At 42.6% G+C, this 17,557-nt stretch carries 18 protein-coding genes and 1 pseudogene; 16 read left to right on the top strand and 3 right to left on the bottom strand.

Going from position 1 to position 17,557, the window contains the following annotated elements:
* Positions 1-181: 181 nt before the first annotated feature.
* The 4 genes from CAN34_RS10395 (at position 182) to CAN34_RS10380 (ending at position 2,660) form a co-directional block, all read left to right on the top strand.
* Positions 182-811 (top strand): DedA family protein, encoded by a 630-nt coding sequence (locus tag CAN34_RS10395; protein ID WP_089555602.1) that lies wholly within the window; start codon positions 182-184, stop codon positions 809-811.
* A 182-nt stretch (positions 812-993) separates the two neighbouring features.
* Positions 994-1,572 carry a PepSY domain-containing protein gene (locus tag CAN34_RS10390; protein WP_089555601.1) on the top strand — a complete coding sequence of 193 codons (579 nt, stop codon included), beginning with the start codon at positions 994-996 and terminating at the stop codon, positions 1,570-1,572.
* Positions 1,573-1,709: 137 nt separating this feature from the next.
* Entirely contained in the window at positions 1,710-2,375 is a 666-nt protein-coding gene (locus tag CAN34_RS10385) for a response regulator (RefSeq protein WP_089555600.1), read from the top strand.
* Positions 2,376-2,378: 3 nt separating this feature from the next.
* Entirely contained in the window at positions 2,379-2,660 is a 282-nt protein-coding gene (locus CAN34_RS10380; protein WP_089555599.1) for a hypothetical protein, read from the top strand.
* Positions 2,661-2,728: 68 nt separating this feature from the next.
* On the opposite strand, the gene CAN34_RS10375 is transcribed toward CAN34_RS10380, so the two are convergent.
* The 3 genes from CAN34_RS10375 to CAN34_RS10365 form a co-directional block, all read right to left on the bottom strand.
* Positions 2,729-3,940 (bottom strand): CynX/NimT family MFS transporter, encoded by a 1,212-nt coding sequence (locus tag CAN34_RS10375; protein WP_089555598.1) that lies wholly within the window; start codon positions 3,938-3,940, stop codon positions 2,729-2,731.
* A 96-nt stretch (positions 3,941-4,036) separates the two neighbouring features.
* The gene (gene cynS, locus CAN34_RS10370; RefSeq protein ID WP_089555597.1) at positions 4,037-4,507 is read right to left on the bottom strand and encodes a cyanase; all 471 of its coding nucleotides are present in this window, start codon (positions 4,505-4,507) and stop codon (positions 4,037-4,039) included.
* A gap of 159 nt (positions 4,508-4,666) precedes the next feature.
* Positions 4,667-5,329, bottom strand: a complete 663-nt coding sequence (locus CAN34_RS10365; RefSeq protein WP_089555596.1) for a carbonic anhydrase — start codon at positions 5,327-5,329, stop codon at positions 4,667-4,669.
* 174 nt (positions 5,330-5,503) lie between these two features.
* Between CAN34_RS10365 and cynR the strand changes: the two genes are divergently transcribed.
* From cynR to CAN34_RS10305, 12 genes and pseudogenes are all read left to right on the top strand, one after another.
* Positions 5,504-6,385, top strand: coding sequence for a transcriptional regulator CynR (cynR, locus tag CAN34_RS10360; RefSeq protein WP_089555595.1), 882 nt, complete (start codon positions 5,504-5,506; stop codon positions 6,383-6,385).
* Positions 6,386-6,774: 389 nt separating this feature from the next.
* A complete protein-coding gene (locus CAN34_RS10350) occupies positions 6,775-8,928 on the top strand; it encodes an FAD-dependent oxidoreductase (RefSeq protein WP_089555594.1) in 2,154 nt (717 codons plus the stop codon).
* 163 nt (positions 8,929-9,091) lie between these two features.
* Positions 9,092-10,390 (top strand): ABC transporter substrate-binding protein, encoded by a 1,299-nt coding sequence (locus CAN34_RS10345; protein WP_089555593.1) that lies wholly within the window; start codon positions 9,092-9,094, stop codon positions 10,388-10,390.
* A complete protein-coding gene (locus tag CAN34_RS10340) occupies positions 10,387-12,177 on the top strand; it encodes an ABC transporter permease (RefSeq protein ID WP_089555592.1) in 1,791 nt (596 codons plus the stop codon). Before CAN34_RS10345 ends, CAN34_RS10340 begins: the two co-directional genes overlap by 4 nt.
* Before the next feature lie 126 nt (positions 12,178-12,303).
* Positions 12,304-12,966, top strand: a complete 663-nt coding sequence (locus tag CAN34_RS10335) for an ATP-binding cassette domain-containing protein (protein ID WP_089555591.1) — start codon at positions 12,304-12,306, stop codon at positions 12,964-12,966.
* 62 nt (positions 12,967-13,028) lie between these two features.
* Positions 13,029-13,688 carry a CDP-alcohol phosphatidyltransferase family protein gene (locus CAN34_RS10330; protein ID WP_089555590.1) on the top strand — a complete coding sequence of 220 codons (660 nt, stop codon included), beginning with the start codon at positions 13,029-13,031 and terminating at the stop codon, positions 13,686-13,688.
* Positions 13,678-14,469: a sterol desaturase family protein gene (locus CAN34_RS10325; RefSeq protein WP_089555589.1), complete on the top strand. Its 792-nt coding sequence runs from the start codon at positions 13,678-13,680 to the stop codon at positions 14,467-14,469. The genes CAN34_RS10330 and CAN34_RS10325 overlap by 11 nt, the downstream gene beginning before the upstream one ends.
* A 282-nt stretch (positions 14,470-14,751) precedes the next feature.
* Positions 14,752-15,270: a DUF302 domain-containing protein gene (locus CAN34_RS10320; RefSeq protein ID WP_089555588.1), complete on the top strand. Its 519-nt coding sequence runs from the start codon at positions 14,752-14,754 to the stop codon at positions 15,268-15,270.
* 240 nt (positions 15,271-15,510) lie between these two features.
* Entirely contained in the window at positions 15,511-15,873 is a 363-nt protein-coding gene (locus CAN34_RS10315) for a helix-turn-helix transcriptional regulator (protein ID WP_089555587.1), read from the top strand.
* A 192-nt stretch (positions 15,874-16,065) separates the two neighbouring features.
* Positions 16,066-16,398 (top strand): annotated as a pseudogene (gene arsC, locus CAN34_RS14520) (arsenate reductase (glutaredoxin)); the annotation flags it as partial.
* A gap of 114 nt (positions 16,399-16,512) precedes the next feature.
* Positions 16,513-17,205: an arsenical resistance protein ArsH gene (arsH, locus tag CAN34_RS14515; RefSeq protein ID WP_302476519.1), complete on the top strand. Its 693-nt coding sequence runs from the start codon at positions 16,513-16,515 to the stop codon at positions 17,203-17,205.
* 199 nt (positions 17,206-17,404) lie between these two features.
* The coding region (locus tag CAN34_RS10305) for an ArsB/NhaD family transporter (protein ID WP_302476518.1) at positions 17,405-17,557 on the top strand (153 nt) is incomplete at its 3' end.

Below are 17,557 nucleotides of genomic sequence, written 5' to 3'. Positions count from 1 at the left end.
TATTTTATAATTTGTTGTTGAAGAAATATTTTTCTAAAATATCTCTTAAGTATTATTAATGACGACGGTCATTGGTAAAATTATTATTAGGAGCTACCGTTATAAATAACCTTCGATTTGAATCAGCTTTACTCTACTACAATAAGAAATAAATCAATCATCAACAATATAAGGTAAATCAATGTATCAAATGAGTGACTGGGTGCTGGCTATCATGGCAAAGTTTGGCTATCTTGGCATTATATTTGCTATGTTTGCCGAAAATGTTTTTCCACCTATACCATCTGAGCTTATTATGCCAGCAGCAGGTTTTGCGGCCGCTAGGGGTGATTTAAATATACTATTAGTCATAGTAGCGGGTACGTTTGGCAGCGTTTTAGGTGCATTACCTCTCTATTATCTGGGAACTTTGTTCAATAAAGAGCGGCTAATGGTATTTACTGAAAAGTACGGTAAATACGTATTTATTAAGTCTGAGGATATTTTATCGTCCAATGCTTGGTTCGATAAACATGGTAAGAAAGCAATCTTTTTTGGCCGCATGGTGCCTGGTATTCGTTCACTAATCTCCATCCCTGCGGGGATGAATAATATGCCGCTGGTCTCATTTTTAGTATTAACGGCTTTGGGATCTAGCATTTGGACGACAGTATTAACCCTAGCAGGATTTTACTTGGGCAAAAACTATGAGGTTATTGCAACTATGCTAGCGCCTTACTCTAAGGTGTTCTTATTGCTTACCGTAGTCATTATCATTGTTTGGCTTATTAAACGTCGACTGTCTGATCAGCACAATAGTAATAATGTTTAATACAAAACTCACTTATTTATCCTCCAAATTTAAACGACCTCTCTAAATAAAACACAGCTAATGTAACCCTTAGTCAGCGCTAAGCTTCTCCTATGTTTTATCCCGTATACTGAAACTATAAATACAGTGGATGGTACAACCCATCTGTCATAAAAAAACACTCAAAGACAAAGGATAACATCATGAAAAACTTATCAACTCTAAGCAAATCCATCATTATGGTACTTAGTATTGCTGGCGTCAGCACCGCTGCTATCGCTGTAGGACAAAGCACCACTACAAAAACTGAAGTCAGTGAGGCTGTAGCAGCGGCACAAAGCAAGATCAGTCTTGAGCAGGCTATTGTTATCGCTAAAAAAACTATTAAAGGTGATGTTGTTAGCGCTGACTTTGATCAACATGATCATTCAGCAGGTGGCAATTACGAGGTTAAGATTGTCGCTAATAATACCGAATATGAAGTAAAAATTGATGCAAATAGCGGTAAAGTTTTAAGCAATAAGCAAGAGAAGCTTGATAAAGATGATATAGCAGAATATAACGCTATGAAAAAGTCTAAAACCAGTTTGAACCAAGCGATAAAAAAGGCTAACCAAAGTGTGAAAGGAAAAGTCATTGAAGCTGGATTTGATATAGATTTTGGTAAACCTGCTTACAAAGTTGAGATTATTAAAGGCACTCAAGTACATAAAGTGGTTATCGATAGCATGACTGGTAAGATTATTCGTAGCCAAGTAGAAGCCGCTGACAGTGATGATTAATAGTGCGGCGAGTAAGTACTAAGATAGTAAATCAACCTATCATATCTAGTGATTTCTGAATGGCTCTAAGCGATATTATTATAATATCGCTTAGAGCATTTTGGTTTAAAGCTGCCATTACCAATAAAGGATATCTGATGCGCGTGCTACTGGTCGAAGACGATTTAATGATTGGCGAGAGCCTGAGCGAGGCGTTGCAAGATGAGGCTTATACGGTCGATTGGGTAAAAGATGGTCGCCAAGCCATCTTGACTTTAAAAGTACAACCTTATGATATTATTTTATTAGATTTGGGCTTGCCTGAGATTGATGGTATGGGCGTATTGACTGTTATCCGAGACGCTAAGATTAACACGCCTGTACTCATTATTACCGCTCGTGATAATGTCAAAGACCGTATTGCAGGGCTTGATTCAGGGGCAGATGATTATGTGGTCAAACCTTTTGAGCTCGCGGAAGTCTTTGCACGGATGCGCGTGCTTATTCGCCGTGCTCAAGGCAAGGCGGACAATCAGCTCAGTGTTGGTAATTTACATCTAGATACAGCGCATAAGCGCGTCATCATGGATGACGCTCCTGTTGATTTGACCGCTAAAGAATATATGTTACTTACTACATTTATGCAGTCGCCAGAAAAAGTCATGTCTAAAACGGAACTTGAAGATTCCTTATATGGCTGGGGTGGTGAGGTTGAAAGTAACGCGATTGAGTTCTTGATTCATAGTCTAAGAAAGAAGCTGGGACAACACCGAATTAAAAATGTCCGAGGACTTGGTTGGTATATTAGTAACAATAAGGCGTAATCAATGATGTTCATTCGCCAACTCTTTAAATCCATGCAGTTTCAGCTGATTTTTTGGTCAATGTTAGCATTACTACTTTTAGCCATAATTGCAGGTGGCTATGGCTTTTGGTATAGCTATGAAGAAATCAATGAATTTCAAGATGATAACCTTAAGAGTATGTCAGCCTTACTTGAACAAACAATTGATATTGAAGCATCTAGTGCTAATCCGTTGTATAAGAACAGCTCGCACTTTGAGACCGACGAGGACGATGGTAGTATCAGTGTCGATGTCATCTTATAGTAAATCAACTATAAGCTGGTTGCTGTATAACTGGCTATAAAAGTGCGTTAAACAACGTTAACATACCTCTAAGTATTAGTAAGATTCATCGCCTTAGCATAGCCTGTAGGGGCAAACTTCATCGTGACAATCAGCATTGCTACCAGCGTGATCAACAGCATCAACCAAACGGCCTGAAAACTTCCAGTCCATTCACTCAATACCCCTGCAAAGTAAGGAACAATCGCCGTAACAATAAAGCCAATACCTTGTACAAAAGCCGTCAGCGCGCCCGCTAATTTGGGCAATGATAAATGATCAAGGGCGACTGTCAACGTGAGTGAAAAACAAGCCCCGAGACCACAACCGATGAGTGCTACCCAAAGAATTAGCAAGGAGGCTGGCATCAGAATTAACCCTACAAAACCGATGATCTGAATACCCACGGCAAAAAACAACCAAGGGCGGCGATCTAAGCGCTTAGCAGACAGCGCAGGGGCTCCTAGCGCACCCAGCACCTGAAAAACAGTCATGATACCGATCAGCTCACCGCTACTTTGGGCGCTCCAATCTAAACCACGAGCATAAGTCGGTAAAAAAGCAATCATACAAGCATAGCCAGCGTTAGCCAAACCAAAATAGCTGGCTAATAACCACGCTCGGCGATTGCTAAAAAAATTGACTTTTACGCCACTATGTTTACTTTCCATCACCTCTGAAGGTCTGAGCCACCATAACAAGAGCGCAATGACCGGCAGTATGAGCCAGATACTCAGACCCGCTTGCCAGCTGCCATAATGCTGCGCTACTAGCGGGCTGAGTGTGGCTGCAATACCGCCACCAGCCATGAGAGCAGCTGAATAAATACCCATCGCTAGCGAAACACGCCTAGGATACCAGCGTTTTACTACGCCAGGCGCTAACGCTTGTACGATAGCAATACCGGTACCGCCTATCAAAGCGCTGGCAATCAATGACCAACCAGACCCTAACCACAAGCGCCATAAGCCAGCTGACGCAATGGCAAACAGACCGCCAGTTATCCAAGTACTTTCGCTCAGGCGCTTACCAACCCAAGGTAACAATAATGGAAATATGCCCATACACAGCATCGGCAACACCACCAGTAATGAGGCTGCTTGAAGTCCTATACCGGTACTCAGGCGGATTTCCTCCAGTAGAGGACCCGTGGACGTCAGTGTCGGGCGTAGCGTCAGTGCCAATCCAGCAATCACTATCATAGGCCAAAATAACGTCAGCGCCGACTGGTCTATCCTAGAGGTAATACGTTCAGTACTCATTAGTAAGCAGGTTTCCCTTGTCGCTCAAAGTGTGGCCGGAAAAAGCCGACGCAGGACGCCGACTTTTACCATATTTGTTTAAAACATTACAAACTATTAGAAAGGTTTAAAAGGTAGGAATTTACCATCAAGAGTAATCACTGCGCGGTCGCCACCTTCTGGATCTGCTACTTTTTTGATATCCATTTTAAAATTGATTGCACTGATAATACCGTCGCCAAACTGTTCATGTACCAGTGCTTTAAGAGTCGTACCATAAACCTGCATCATCTCATAGAATCTATATATGGTAGGATCAGTAGGCATTTCGCTGCCGACACTACCGCGTAATGGAATCATTTGTAATAAGGCGATCGCTTCATCATCAAGGCCTAACGTTGCGCCAACTTTTTGTGCGGCTTCCGTCGGTAATGGATGCTGACCTAGCAGTGCTGCGGTGACGTATACATCACTGAGACCAGTGCCTGCAGCTATTTGCTCAAACGATAAGCTTTTCTCAGCTTTTGCCGCAATGATAATATCGGTTAGCGCTTGACGGGCGGTGTTGCTAATTTGAGACTGAATCATGATAGTGCCTTTTATAGTTAGTTAGTTAGTGATTGATTGATTGATTGATTGTTAAATTAAAAAAGTTTTAGTCAGTATGCTTAATACTTAACGGCTGATATTTAATACTTAATAAACTTCAAATATTCTTTTATTAAAAAATTAAATTAAACAGTCAGGTTAAACCGCGACAGAAAGCTGCTGTGTTGGATAAGCGCGAGCCTCAGTATGCTCTGCTAGAGAAACAAAATGGTTAGTTGCACCGTCTAAAGCATCAATGCCACCGGTCTCGATGTCATAAACCCAGCCGTGTAGTGTCAAACGACCTTCTCTTATTGCCAAACGTACCGAAGGATGCGTTTTGATATTTTCAATCTGCGCGATAACGTTTTCTCGTACCATAGATTCAATACGGTCGCTATCGCTTAGATGATGGATAGATTCATTAACCACACGCGCTGAGTCGGCATATTTTAGCCAGCTGCCAACCGCTGGCATGTGGTCCATACAAGTACAATTAGCAATAGCTGACATGGCTCCGCAGTCTGAATGTCCACAAATCACCACATCGGTAACTTGCAAGGCAGTTACAGCGTACTCTACTGAGGCCGAAACTCCGCCCGGCTCAGGCCCATAAGACGGTACAATATTACCGGCGTTCCTAATAACGAACAGCCCACCGGGTTCGCGCTGGGTGACCAATTCAGGAACTAAGCGGCTGTCTGAGCAAGAAATAAATAACGTGCGCGGGTTCTGCGTCGTCGCTAAATTTTTGAACAAATCAGCGCGTTTCGGATAAGCATCACTATGGAACTTTAAAAAACCTTCAATAATATCTTTCATAATCGGTTGCTCTGTGGTGTCGATAAAGTGAATACTACGCTGCTATAACCATAAGGTAAAAGACTGGTATATTATGATATCGATAATAAATACTTATAGTTAAATCCTGATACTTTATATAAGATATAAGAAATTGTAGATAAAGAACTGTATATAGGAAGTTGCAGATAAATTATGATACTTCGCCATATTAAATATTTTCTTGCGGTTGCAGAACATCAAAGCTTTACACGAGCAGCAGCATCTTTGTATGTCTCGCAGCCCGCCTTGTCACAGCAGATTAAGCAGTTAGAGGAGAATCTTGAGACAACTTTGTTTGATCGTTCAGGTCGCCATGTCAAACTTACCCACGCTGGTGAAGTATATGCTCGATATGCGCACAAAGCGCTACAGGATTTAGAAGAGGGACGACGAGCGCTTCACGATGTGCAAAACCTGAGTCGTGGCGCGTTGCGTATTGCGATTACCCCCACCTTCACCACTTACCTAATAGGACCATTGATAAAGACGTTTCATAATCTTCACCCAAACATTACCCTGAGCGTGCAAGAAATGTCACAGGAACAGATGGAGAAACAATTACTCGATGATGAATTTGATGTGGGTATTGCCTTTGCGGAGGTACATTCTGCCGAGATAGAAACCCAAACCTTACTCGTTGAAACACTGGCTTTGGTCGTGAATAAAGACCACCCACTTGCAAAGTATCAAGCGATTGATTTACAAACGCTAAGCGAGCAATCATTAGTACTGCTAAGCCATGAGTTTGTAACTCGTGGACAAATTGAACATTATTGCCGTCAGCACGGCATAAAACCGCAGGTGCTGATGGAAGCCAATTCATTAAGCGCCGTTCTTGAGATAGTACACCATACTCAATTAACCACATTATTGCCGTCCAACATCGTGAGTAATCGAGATGAGCTGATTGCGATTGCACTGGCACCCTCTTTGCTCCAGCGCACTGCGGTATTACTACAACGAAAAGGCGCTTATCAGAACGCTGCTACGAAAGCTTTTATTCACTTAGCGCATCAACATTGCGAGTCAAGTTAAGCAAATAATTGCAAAACCTACATGACCTAAATAATCTACATACCCTAAGTTTAGATACTTACAATTAATATGAGCAATTACTCAAAATAGTTTATGGCAGTTGCAATGGTGCTATCTTAATGCTTCATGCCGTTTCGACTTTCTCACCCTTTGCTTTATACTTACAACCTTTTGATAATCTGTTTTTTTTGCCGCACGGCCAATGCTGACTGCGTGTATAGCCCTGTTTTTAATGAGGGACTGGGATACGTTAACCTTAGGTAAAAAAGCGGTGACATCGACAACATCTACAATTTAAATGCGTTAATAATTGAAAACCTTTAAAATCGTAAAAACATCAAGAATCATTCTGATTCAGACCTTTGCAGTACTGCTTAAACGGACATTTTATGATTAAAAAAATAGTTTTGTTAGTGCTTGCAGCACTTGCTATCGGTCTGTTTTTTTATTTTGACCTGAATCAATTATTGACACTGGATGGGCTAAAAAGCTCAATGGCAGAGTTTAGCCAATATAAAGAGCAGTCTCCGTTACTGGTGATTGGTGGATTTTTCTTACTGTATGTATTGGTGACTGCCCTATCCTTGCCGGGCGCGGCAATTTTAACCTTGGCAGCAGGTGCGCTGTTTGGTTTGGTGGAGGGCTTATTGGTCGCCTCTTTTGCCTCTAGTATTGGTGCCACTTTAGCCTTTTTGGTATCACGTTACTTATTACGCGATACTATTCAGCAGCGTTTTCCAGAACGCCTTGCCGCCATTGATGGCGGTGTTGAAAAGGAAGGCGGCTTTTACTTGTTCACCTTACGTTTAGTGCCGATATTTCCGTTCTTTTTAATCAACCTATTAATGGGTGTCACCGCTATTAAAGCACGGACATTTTACTGGGTTAGCCAAATTGGTATGTTGGCCGGTACTTTTGTGTTTGTAAATGCCGGTACGCAATTGGCGCAAGTAGAGAGCTTGTCAGGTATTTTATCGCTTAATCTGATTTTATCCTTCGCGTTATTAGGTTTTTTCCCATTGATTGCTAAAGCAATTTTGAATGGTTTAAAAAAACGCCGCGTCTATAAAAATTATCATAAACCCAAAAAATTCGACCGTAATATGATTGTTATCGGTGCTGGTGCGGGCGGCTTAATCACCAGCTATATTGCTGCGGCTGTCAAAGCAAAAGTAACCTTAATCGAAGCTGGTGAGATGGGCGGTGACTGTTTAAACTATGGTTGCGTCCCCAGTAAAACGGTCATTAAAAGCGCTAAAGTTGCTGAGCAAATTCGTCATGGCGAGCTTTACGGCTTAGATAATATGACCCCCCAATTCTCGTTTAAAAAAGTAATGGCGCGCGTACAAACCGTGATTGACGCTATTGCCCCGCATGACAGTGTTGAGCGTTATGCCGATTTAGGCGTAGAAGTCCTAAAAGGCTACGCTAAGTTAATCGACCCGTGGACGGTCAAGGTCGAACTTAACGATGGCGACACGCAAACCCTCACGGCGCGTACTATCGTTATTGCCACAGGCGCACGGCCCTTTATCCCGCCATTACCAGGCATAGAAGAAACCGGCTATGTCACCAGCGATACCATATGGCGCAAGTTTGCTGAGTTTGATGAAGCACCAAAAAAGCTTGTGGTACTCGGTGGTGGCCCAGTTGGCTGTGAATTGGCGCAAAGTTTTGCGCGCCTCGGCTCAAGCGTCACCCAAATTGAAAGAAGTGCTCGCTTGATTAAGAAAGAAGATACTGAGGTATCTACCTTTGCACATGAATCATTAACAGCAAGCGGTGTCAATATCCTCACCTTACACCAAGCACTGCGCTGTGAAGCACGTGACGGTAAAAAATTCATTGTCGTTAAACATCAAGAACAACAATTTGCTATTGAATATGATGAGCTACTTTGTGCCGTTGGTCGTAGCGCTCGCCTTGAGGGTTACGGCCTCGAAGCATTGGGCATTGAAACGGATCGCACCATTGTAACCAATGAATATTTAGAAACTTTATATCCGAATATCTATGCCGCAGGTGATGTTGTTGGCCCTTATCAATTTACCCATGTGGCCTCGCATCAAGCATGGTTCGCCGCCGTAAACGGTCTATTTGGTCATCTTAAAAAGTTTAAAGTGGATTATCGAGTGATACCGTGGACGACGTTTATTGACCCAGAAGTCGCTCGCGTGGGCATCAATGAGCAAGAAGCGATCGAAAAAGGCATCGATTATGAAGTCACCCGTTTTGAATTTAAAGCATTAGACCGCGCTATTGCTGAGGGCGCAACTAAGGGCTTTATCAAAGTCATTACTCCTAAAGGCAAAGATAAAATTCTTGGGGTGACGATCGTCTCTGAGCATGCAGGCGACTTATTGGCGGAATTTGTACTAGCAATGAAGCATAACTTAGGGCTTAATAAAATACTCGGCACCATTCATAGCTATCCGACTTGGGCTGAAGGCAACAAGTCGGTAGCCGGTGAATGGAAACGGTCGCATGCGCCTGAAGGCGTATTAAAATGGGTAGAAAAATATCATACTTGGCGTAGAGGGTGATTTTTTCAAAGATGCTTAAGACCTGTTTAAGACGCATTTAGAGTAATCGTCAAAAGCGTTATTTTTAGGCGCAATTTGACTTGATAAAACAGGTACTCTTAACAAGAGTAATATGAAAATCAACTTTAGATGATATTAATTTTGGATAACAACTGGAATCTAAATGCCCGCTATCAAGCCTTGGCTAACACTGACGCGCTACCGCCTTTACTGGGTGGCGCTTGGTTTTTTTTTGAGTATCTGTGTGGGCATCACAGCAAGCACGGCAATTACCCATACCAGTATCGAAGAGCAATCGTACTGGCAGCAGATAGAAACGCAGGGTAAAAACCAAGAGGTTTACTTTTATGCGTGGGGCGGTGATCCACAGATAAACGCTTATCTACAATGGGTGGCCAAGCAAGTTAAGGCTAAGTACAACATTAACTTAGTGCATGTCAAACTCAGCGATACCAGCGAAGCCGTCAGCCGAGTATTAGCCGAAAAATCAGCCCATAATAACCGCCAAGGTAGCGTTGATTTGGTGTGGATAAATGGGGCTAATTTTGCCACCATGAATGAGCACTCATTATTATTGAAACAATGGTCAAATCAACTACCTAACTTTACCCTTACCGACCCCGATAACAATCCTGCCGTTACCTTTGACTTTGGTATTGCAACTGAAGGCATGGAAGCCCCGTGGGGACAGGCTTCGCTTACTTTTTATTATGATAGCTTAGCGATTGACGGATCAGAAAACAACAAACCACCAACCACGTTAAATGAGCTATCACGCTGGAGTGCCCAACATCCTGGACGCTTTAGTTACCCAAAGCCGCCTGATTTTTTGGGTATGAGCTTTTTAAAATATGCCTTGGTCATGCTCCATGAGCAAAGCCCTGAAAGCATAAAATCACAATTAAACCAGCCAGCGACCAAGCAAAATACAGCGTTAGTATTAGAGCCATTATGGCAATTTTTAGATAAGCTGCACCCTACTCTATGGCGCAAGGGCGAGTCTTTTACACAAAGTGGCGCACAAATGCGCCGCTTAGTCGACGATACCGAGTTAAGCTTAGCCTTTACCTTTTCAGCACCTGAAGTACCTGCTGCGGTACAGCGTTATGACTTACCCACAAGTATTCGTAGCTATGCTATGGATGATGGCAGTTTAAGTAATACCCATTTTGTCGCCATTCCTTATAACGCCAGCCATCAAGCAAGCGCGCAACTGGTCGCTAACTTCTTGCTCAGCCCCACCGCACAGGCACACAAACAAAAACCTCATATCTGGGGCGATAGCACCGTGCTTGTTCAATCTATGCTCAGCCCCGAGCAACAAGCCTTATTTAAAATAAGCAAGCCGCATCCTAGCGCCTTGCCTGTTAATAGTATCAAACGCACAGTGAGCGAGCCGCATCCAAGTTGGGTTGAAGCGATTATGCAAGGGTGGCAGATGCGTTATGGGGTCAGTCCATGAGTACCGCGCCTAATAAAAAAGCAGATAATAAAGAAGTTGAGAAAACTGCTGATAAAGAAACCGATAGCGCAACAGTAGCGCATTACAAGGTCGATAACTTTACGCGCCTTGTAAAACTGAGCCCGCTCTTTCTAATCGCCTTACTCATGTTACCCGTACTCGGCGGCTTACTATGCGTATTGTTGCCCGCCTTTGGCTGGGCGCCAGCACTTGAGCAAACAACGTTTGGCCTGCAAGGTTTTAAGGAACTTTGGCAAACGCCGGGCCTTGCGAAAATGGTTAACTTAAGCGTGGCAGCTGGCTTAATAAGTACCCTGCTCGCCTTTGCCATCACGCTCATGATACTGGCCGCATTTTTTAATAGCGTTTGGCTTAATCGTATCGAGCGTCTACTTAGTCCTATTTTAGTGATCCCACATGCAGCAGCAGCGATTGCCGTTGGCTTTTTAATTGCCCCATCCGGTATGTTCTCTCGCATAATCTCACCGTGGTTAACTGGCTGGGAGCTGGCACCGCACGGTATATTTCCGCACGATGCTTATGGTATCAGTATCATTTTGGGCTTAACGCTAAAAGAGCTGCCATTCTTATTGTTAATGGCGCTCGGCGTATTGGCGCAACCTGAGTTTGGTAAAAAGTTACGCCAGCAGCACAAAGTAGCGCTTAATTTAGGCTACTACCCAATGACGGCTTTTTTTAAAGTGGTATTGCCCAGCCTCTATCCGTTATTACGCCTGCCTATATTTGCCGTACTCGCCTATGCCAGCGCCAGTGTCGAGATGCCACTCATATTAGGTCCCAATACCCCGCCAACATTGGCCGTTGCCATCATGAATTGGTTTAACGATGTCGATTTAAATTTACGTCTAAAAGCTTCTGCTGGTGCAGTATTACAGCTTGCTCTAACCGCTGGCTTACTTGCTTTTTGGCTGGCTGCTGAAAAGGTTGTAAAGTACTTATGTAGGCAGTCAATCACCAATGGCCGGCGTAATTATGGCGACACTGTTTGGCAAAAAATAACCGTAGTACTGACCACTGTGGTTATCGGTTTTATATTAATGGCATTGATTGGACTAGTAATGTGGTCGGTTGCAGGATTTTGGCGTTTTCCAGCGGCGCTACCAGAGCAATTTGTACTAGTGCATTTTCGAAGCGCTTTGATGCAGATAGGCAGTCCGCTCTTTAATACGATTACTATTGGGCTAATGACGACTACTTTTGCAGTGGTGCTCACTTTACTCTGTCTAGAATCAGAGCAGCTCACTGCCAAAGTCATTTCTCCCTTTACCAGTTTAATTATTTATTTACCGCTATTAGTGCCCAGTATTGCCTTTTTATTCGGCTTGGTATGGTTACAGCAATTGGTTAATAACCAAACCGCATTTTTTAACGTGGCCTTTACCCATTTATTGTTTGTACTGCCTTATGTGTTTTTATCACTGTCGAGTAGCTATCGGCGCTTAGATCCTCGCTTTGCCAATGTAGCGGCAAGCCTTGGCGCTACTCCTAGCAAAGTATTTTTTCAGATTAAATTACCGCAGTTATTTGCGCCTATTTTAATTGCAGTGGCATTAGGCTTGGCGATCAGTTTTGGGCAATACCTACCGACCTTGCTAGCCGGTGGCGGGCGCATAGCCACTATAACTACCGAGGCCGTTACCCTAGCTAATGGCGCCAGCAGACGCACCAGTGCCGTTTATGCCATTATACAAATGGCGTTACCGCTAATCGGTTTTACGCTAGCGTGGATATTACCTAAGTATTTTTTTAAAAGTGCGAGGCTTTAAAAGTGCGAGGCTTTAAGAGTGCAAAGCGTTAAAAGTGCAAAGCGTTAAAAGTACAAATTATGAATTAAAAGCGTACATCGTTAAAAACTCATATTTTTAAACATGCGTAATGTTAAAGGTGTCTTGATGCAATCCTCTTTACAGATAAAAAACTTACAGCTTTTTCGTCAAGACCAGTTATTACTCAGCTTAAATGAGCAAGTCAATGGCGGCGAAATACTTACTATCATGGGACCTTCGGGCAGTGGTAAATCAAGTCTATTGAATTGGCTAACGGGCACACTTGCCAGCAGTTTTAGCGCTACTGGTGAGGTATTACTTAACGGTCAGAATATTAGCAACCTACCAACCCATTTACGTAATATCGGGGTGTTATATCAAGATGCTTTATTGTTCTCGCACTTATCGGTTGCTGGAAATATTGCTTTTGCGATGCCTAAAAGTAATAAAGAGAGTAATAAAAAGGGATATAAAAAACAGCGGCTGGAAAAAATAGATGACGCACTTACGCAAGTAGGCTTAGCAGGTATGGGTAACCGCCATCCTGATAGTCTCTCTGGCGGACAACAAGCGCGAGTTGCGTTACTACGACTACTCCTTAGCGAGCCTAAAGCCATTTTACTAGACGAGCCATTTAGTAAACTGGATACCCAGTTGAGAGTGGATACACGCCAATTGGTGTTTGAGCAAATTCGGAACCGTAACCTGCCTGCTATTATGGTTACCCACGACCATAGCGATGCTGAGGCAACTAATGGCAAAGTGATTCATTTAGAGAGTGTTAATTAACAGCTTATCAACTCAGCACTATAGTTTTAGATTCACAAGTTTAAAGGCAAAAGGCAACCAGCATGCTAGATAAGTACCTTACTCCCATTATAAAACCACTGTTAACGCCCATAGTTATACTACTGCATAAGCGTTCTATAACAGCTAATCAGTTGACGGTGGCGGGGTTTTTAATTGGACTACTAGCCGTACCACTAATCGCCTTTGAGTATTGGTATGCGGCACTGGTCGCTATCATTTTGAACCGGATTTTAGATGGGCTTGACGGCGCGCTGGCGAGATATGCCAAGCAAAGCTCTAGCGCTGGTGGTTATTTAGACATTACTCTCGACTTTTTATTTTACGCGGCGATTCCGTTTGGATTTATTTTCTCCAATCCTGAGCAGAACGCTGTTGCTGGTGCATTATTATTAGCGACATTTATTGGAACTGGCTCAAGCTTTTTAGCCTTTGCTATTGCCGCTGAAAAGTTTAAAATTGATAGACCACAGTTTAAATATAAAAGCTTTTATTATTTAAATGGCCTAACCGAAGGCACGGAAACCATTGCGATATTTATAGCCTTTTGTATTTGGCCCCAGCATTTTGCCCTATTCGCAACGCTCTTTGCTATTGCCTGTACGATTACTATTTTTACCCGCATATATGGCGGTTACCATACGCTCAAACAGCAAGAAGCCGAAATAGAAGCTCAAATAAATGGAGCAATCGATGACACATGAAGTATGGTGGCGACTCGGCTTCTTTTTTAGCATTTTAGTGATAATGATGCTAGTTGAATGGCGAAAACCAGCACGACAATCGCCCATTAAAAGTAGCAAGCGTTGGTTCGCTAATTTTGGATTGGTATTTGCCTCATCGCTTATTGCCCGTCTAGCAGTACCGATTGGTCTGACGGCGGTGGCAGTTTATACCCAGAAAAACGGTATTGGCTTATTTAATCTAGTAGAGTTGCCAAGCATCATAGTCATTGTGCTTAGTTTGATTTTGCTTGATATTTTAATATATTGGCAACATCGACTGTTTCATCGCGTTCCTATATTGTGGCGTTTGCACCGAGTGCACCATGCCGATGCGCATGTCGATACCAGCACCGGTCTTAGATTTCATCCGCTTGAAATTGTACTCAGTATTCTGATAAAGCTGATTGCCGTTATTGTACTGGGCGTCCCTGCTATAGCCGTCCTTATATTTGAGATCGCACTAAACGGTTTGGCATTATTTAATCATGCCAATATTCGCCTGCCACCAGCCATTGAAAAACCAGCGCGCCTTATATTAATGACCCAAATTTTGCACCGTATACACCATAGCCAAGTCGTGAGTGAGACCAACTCAAACTATGGCTTTAGCGTTATTTGGTGGGATAAATTGTTCGGTAGCTATAAAAGTGTCGCAAAAAAAACCGATGATCAAATTGATATCGGTTTAATTGAATACCCTACTGCCAAACAAAATGCGTCATTGTGGCACTTATTAATCATGCCATTTAGAAATAAATGAGTAGATTATTAATTGGTTTCTACCAAGTTGTTTATGCCATCTCTATAAATAGGCGCGCAAGCTACTGGCTACCTTGGGGCATTTCTCACGCCACCGCATAATACTATTCTCTTAGCAGCCAATGTTCCAGTTCCAAATTTAGTTGCAGCGGATGTAAACCTGCTTGCTGAGCAAATTATTCTGAGCAAGCAAATATAACTCTATTATTGCAATATCGATCTTTGTTACGCACAATGATTATTTAGTGCCACTAATTATAAATACTAACCAATAGGTAAACTTATGATTAAAATTATTCCCATGGTCGCTTTTGCATTGCTAGCATCCTCTTGTGCAAGCCTTGGGCAAAACGTGCAAACATCTAAGGATAACCAATCAGTTAAAGAGACTGCTGCTTATGCAAATATTGGCGATGGCTTGGTCACACTTGAGAGTGATTATTCAGTTAAAGAGACCGCCGATAGATTCGAATCTATCATCAAAGAAAAAGGCTTAACGCTATTTACCAGAATCGATCACCAAAAAAATGCTGAAGGCGTCAATTTAGAGTTAAGGCCAACGGAAGTCATCCTCTTCGGTAATCCGAAAGCTGGCACCAAACTGATGCAGTGCGCTCAAAATGTGGCGATTGATTTACCGCAAAAAGTACTTATTAGCGAAAACGCAGATAAAAAGGTATATCTTTCATACAATAGCCCTGACTATCTTAAAGCACGCCATAATATTCAAGGTTGCGACAAAGTCATCAGTGACATCTCAACGCTTCTTGGTAAGTTAAGTACTGTTGCAACAACAAATTAATCCATGCTAGGCATAGTGCTAGAGAAAAACTCTCAGCTCTGTTTAATTTTTTACACAGCGGCTATTAACAGTCAGCTCTATATAAAGTGAGAGGTCATACACATAGAGTTGATTGCATATATTTTGGATCACTACTTATTTTCTTATTGAAGTCAATTTATTCACTATTGATGACTTAGACTCGTTGATTATTCTGCAAAACACCTTGACTTGAATTAACATGTCTATATTATTGGACATATGGAAATAACTAACGCTACTGCCAGCTTTGCTGCCCTCTCTCAAGACACTCGACTAAAGGCATTTATGCTGCTGGTCAGTCATGAGCCTACTGGTCTGCCTGCTGGTGAAATCGCCCGTCAGCTTGATGTCCCGCATAATACAATGTCTGCTCATTTAGCCGTTCTTGCACGAGCAGGATGGGTGGTCTCACAACGCCAAAGCCGCCAAATTATCTATCGCGCCTCCCTCTCGCATATGGAAGATGTTATTCAGTTTTTATTAAAAGACTGCTGCGCTGGACACCCAGAGCTGTGTGGCTCACTTTTAGACAGTTTGAGTAGTTGTGACACTCGCGTACCTAATATAGTTGATCCACTATAAAAAAAACACGGCGCTACTGGGGTAGGTTTTGCGCCGCCTCTGTCTACGTAGGCACAGCAAGCAAGGAAAAGTTATCCCAGTAGCGCGTAATAATATTTGTACTTATTTTATTTAGGACTGACTATAACCTTAATAACTAAACGGTTATTCTGTTTAAAAATACAAACACTTCTAACATTATAAAAGGTTGTTATGACACCTATCATTTTTCACAATCCCAACTGCGGCACCTCTCGCAATACCTTAGCAATAATGAAGGCGTCAGGTGAACAGCCGAATGTCATTGAGTATCTTAAAACACCACCTACTCGCGACTATCTGCTTGAGCTATTGGCTTTGATGCAACTATTACCACGCGAACTGCTACGCCAGAAGGAAAATATTTATAAAGAGCTTGGTTTGGATAACCTAGCGTTATCAGATGAGCAGCTTATTGATGCCATGATGGCGCATCCTATTTTGATGAATCGTCCTATTGTAGTGACCGATAAAGGCGCAGCTTTATGTCGACCTTCAGAACAGGTATTTGAATTATTAAACCATCCAGTGAGTAGCTTTACCAAAGAAGATGGCGAAATTATCTACAACTCTGTAGATAATTTCATAACCGAAACTCATAGCTATGATGATTTACCAAATATTGGTGCGGAACAACTACACCCGATTGATATTGATACTCTAATTGCTACTAATGATCCACGTCATCCACCAAAAATATTAGTGCTATATGGCTCTTTGCGTGAACGCTCGTTTTCTAAACTGGCAGCGGAAGAAGCAAGTCGAATATTGCGCTGGTATGGTTGCGAGGTACGTACCTTTGATCCATCAGGATTGCCGTTGCCTGATAGTACCGATGCCGATCATCCAAAAGTGCAAGAATTGCGCGAGCTGGCAGCATGGTCAGAAGGCATGCTCTGGGTCAGTCCTGAACGCCACGGCAGTATCACCAGTATTATGAAAGCGCAGATTGATTGGATACCGCTGTCATTAGGCGGCGTGCGTCCTACTCAAGGTAAAACGCTTGCCGTAATGCAAGTTAGCGGTGGCAGTCAGAGCTTTAATACCGTCAATCAGCTGCGTATTCTTGGCCGCTGGATGCGCATGATTACCATACCCAATCAGTCCTCTATTCCGAAAGCGTTTTTGGAATTTAACGACGATAACCGCATGCAACAGTCGCCTTTATATCAGCGTATCGTCGATGTGTGTGAGGAATTGGTGAAGTTTACTTGGCTCACACGTGGACGCTCTACTTATCTGACCGATCGTTATTCTGAACGCGTAGAAAGCCGTGATGAGCTATCAAAGCGTGTCAATCAAAAATCGTTATAGTCAGTTCAAAATAAAAAAGTGTAGTTTATAGCAAGTTGCTACTGGTATGATTTTTTTGCTTGCTGTTCGCAAGCGTGACAGAGGCTGCAAAAAATCCATGCCAGCATCACTGTATCTTTCTTAAATTAAATCGACTATATAACGTAATTTGCCATAACATCAGATATTTTTAACGTCATTGTTTTATTAAGGCACCTTTATGCTCGCGTTAGCGATTTTTATCGTCACTTTGGTCTTAGTCATATGGCAGCCAAAAGGCTTGGGTATCGGCTGGAGTGCGATGGGTGGCGCATTAGTCGCGCTACTCTTTGGAGTGGTGCAATTATCAGATGTTGGTATCGTCTGGAATATT

Source organism: Psychrobacter sp. DAB_AL32B (assembly GCF_002224105.1).
Taxonomy (GTDB): domain Bacteria; phylum Pseudomonadota; class Gammaproteobacteria; order Pseudomonadales; family Moraxellaceae; genus Psychrobacter.
The sequence above is the reverse complement of the archived record's forward strand: the minus strand, read 5'-3'. Positions and strand labels throughout refer to the sequence as shown.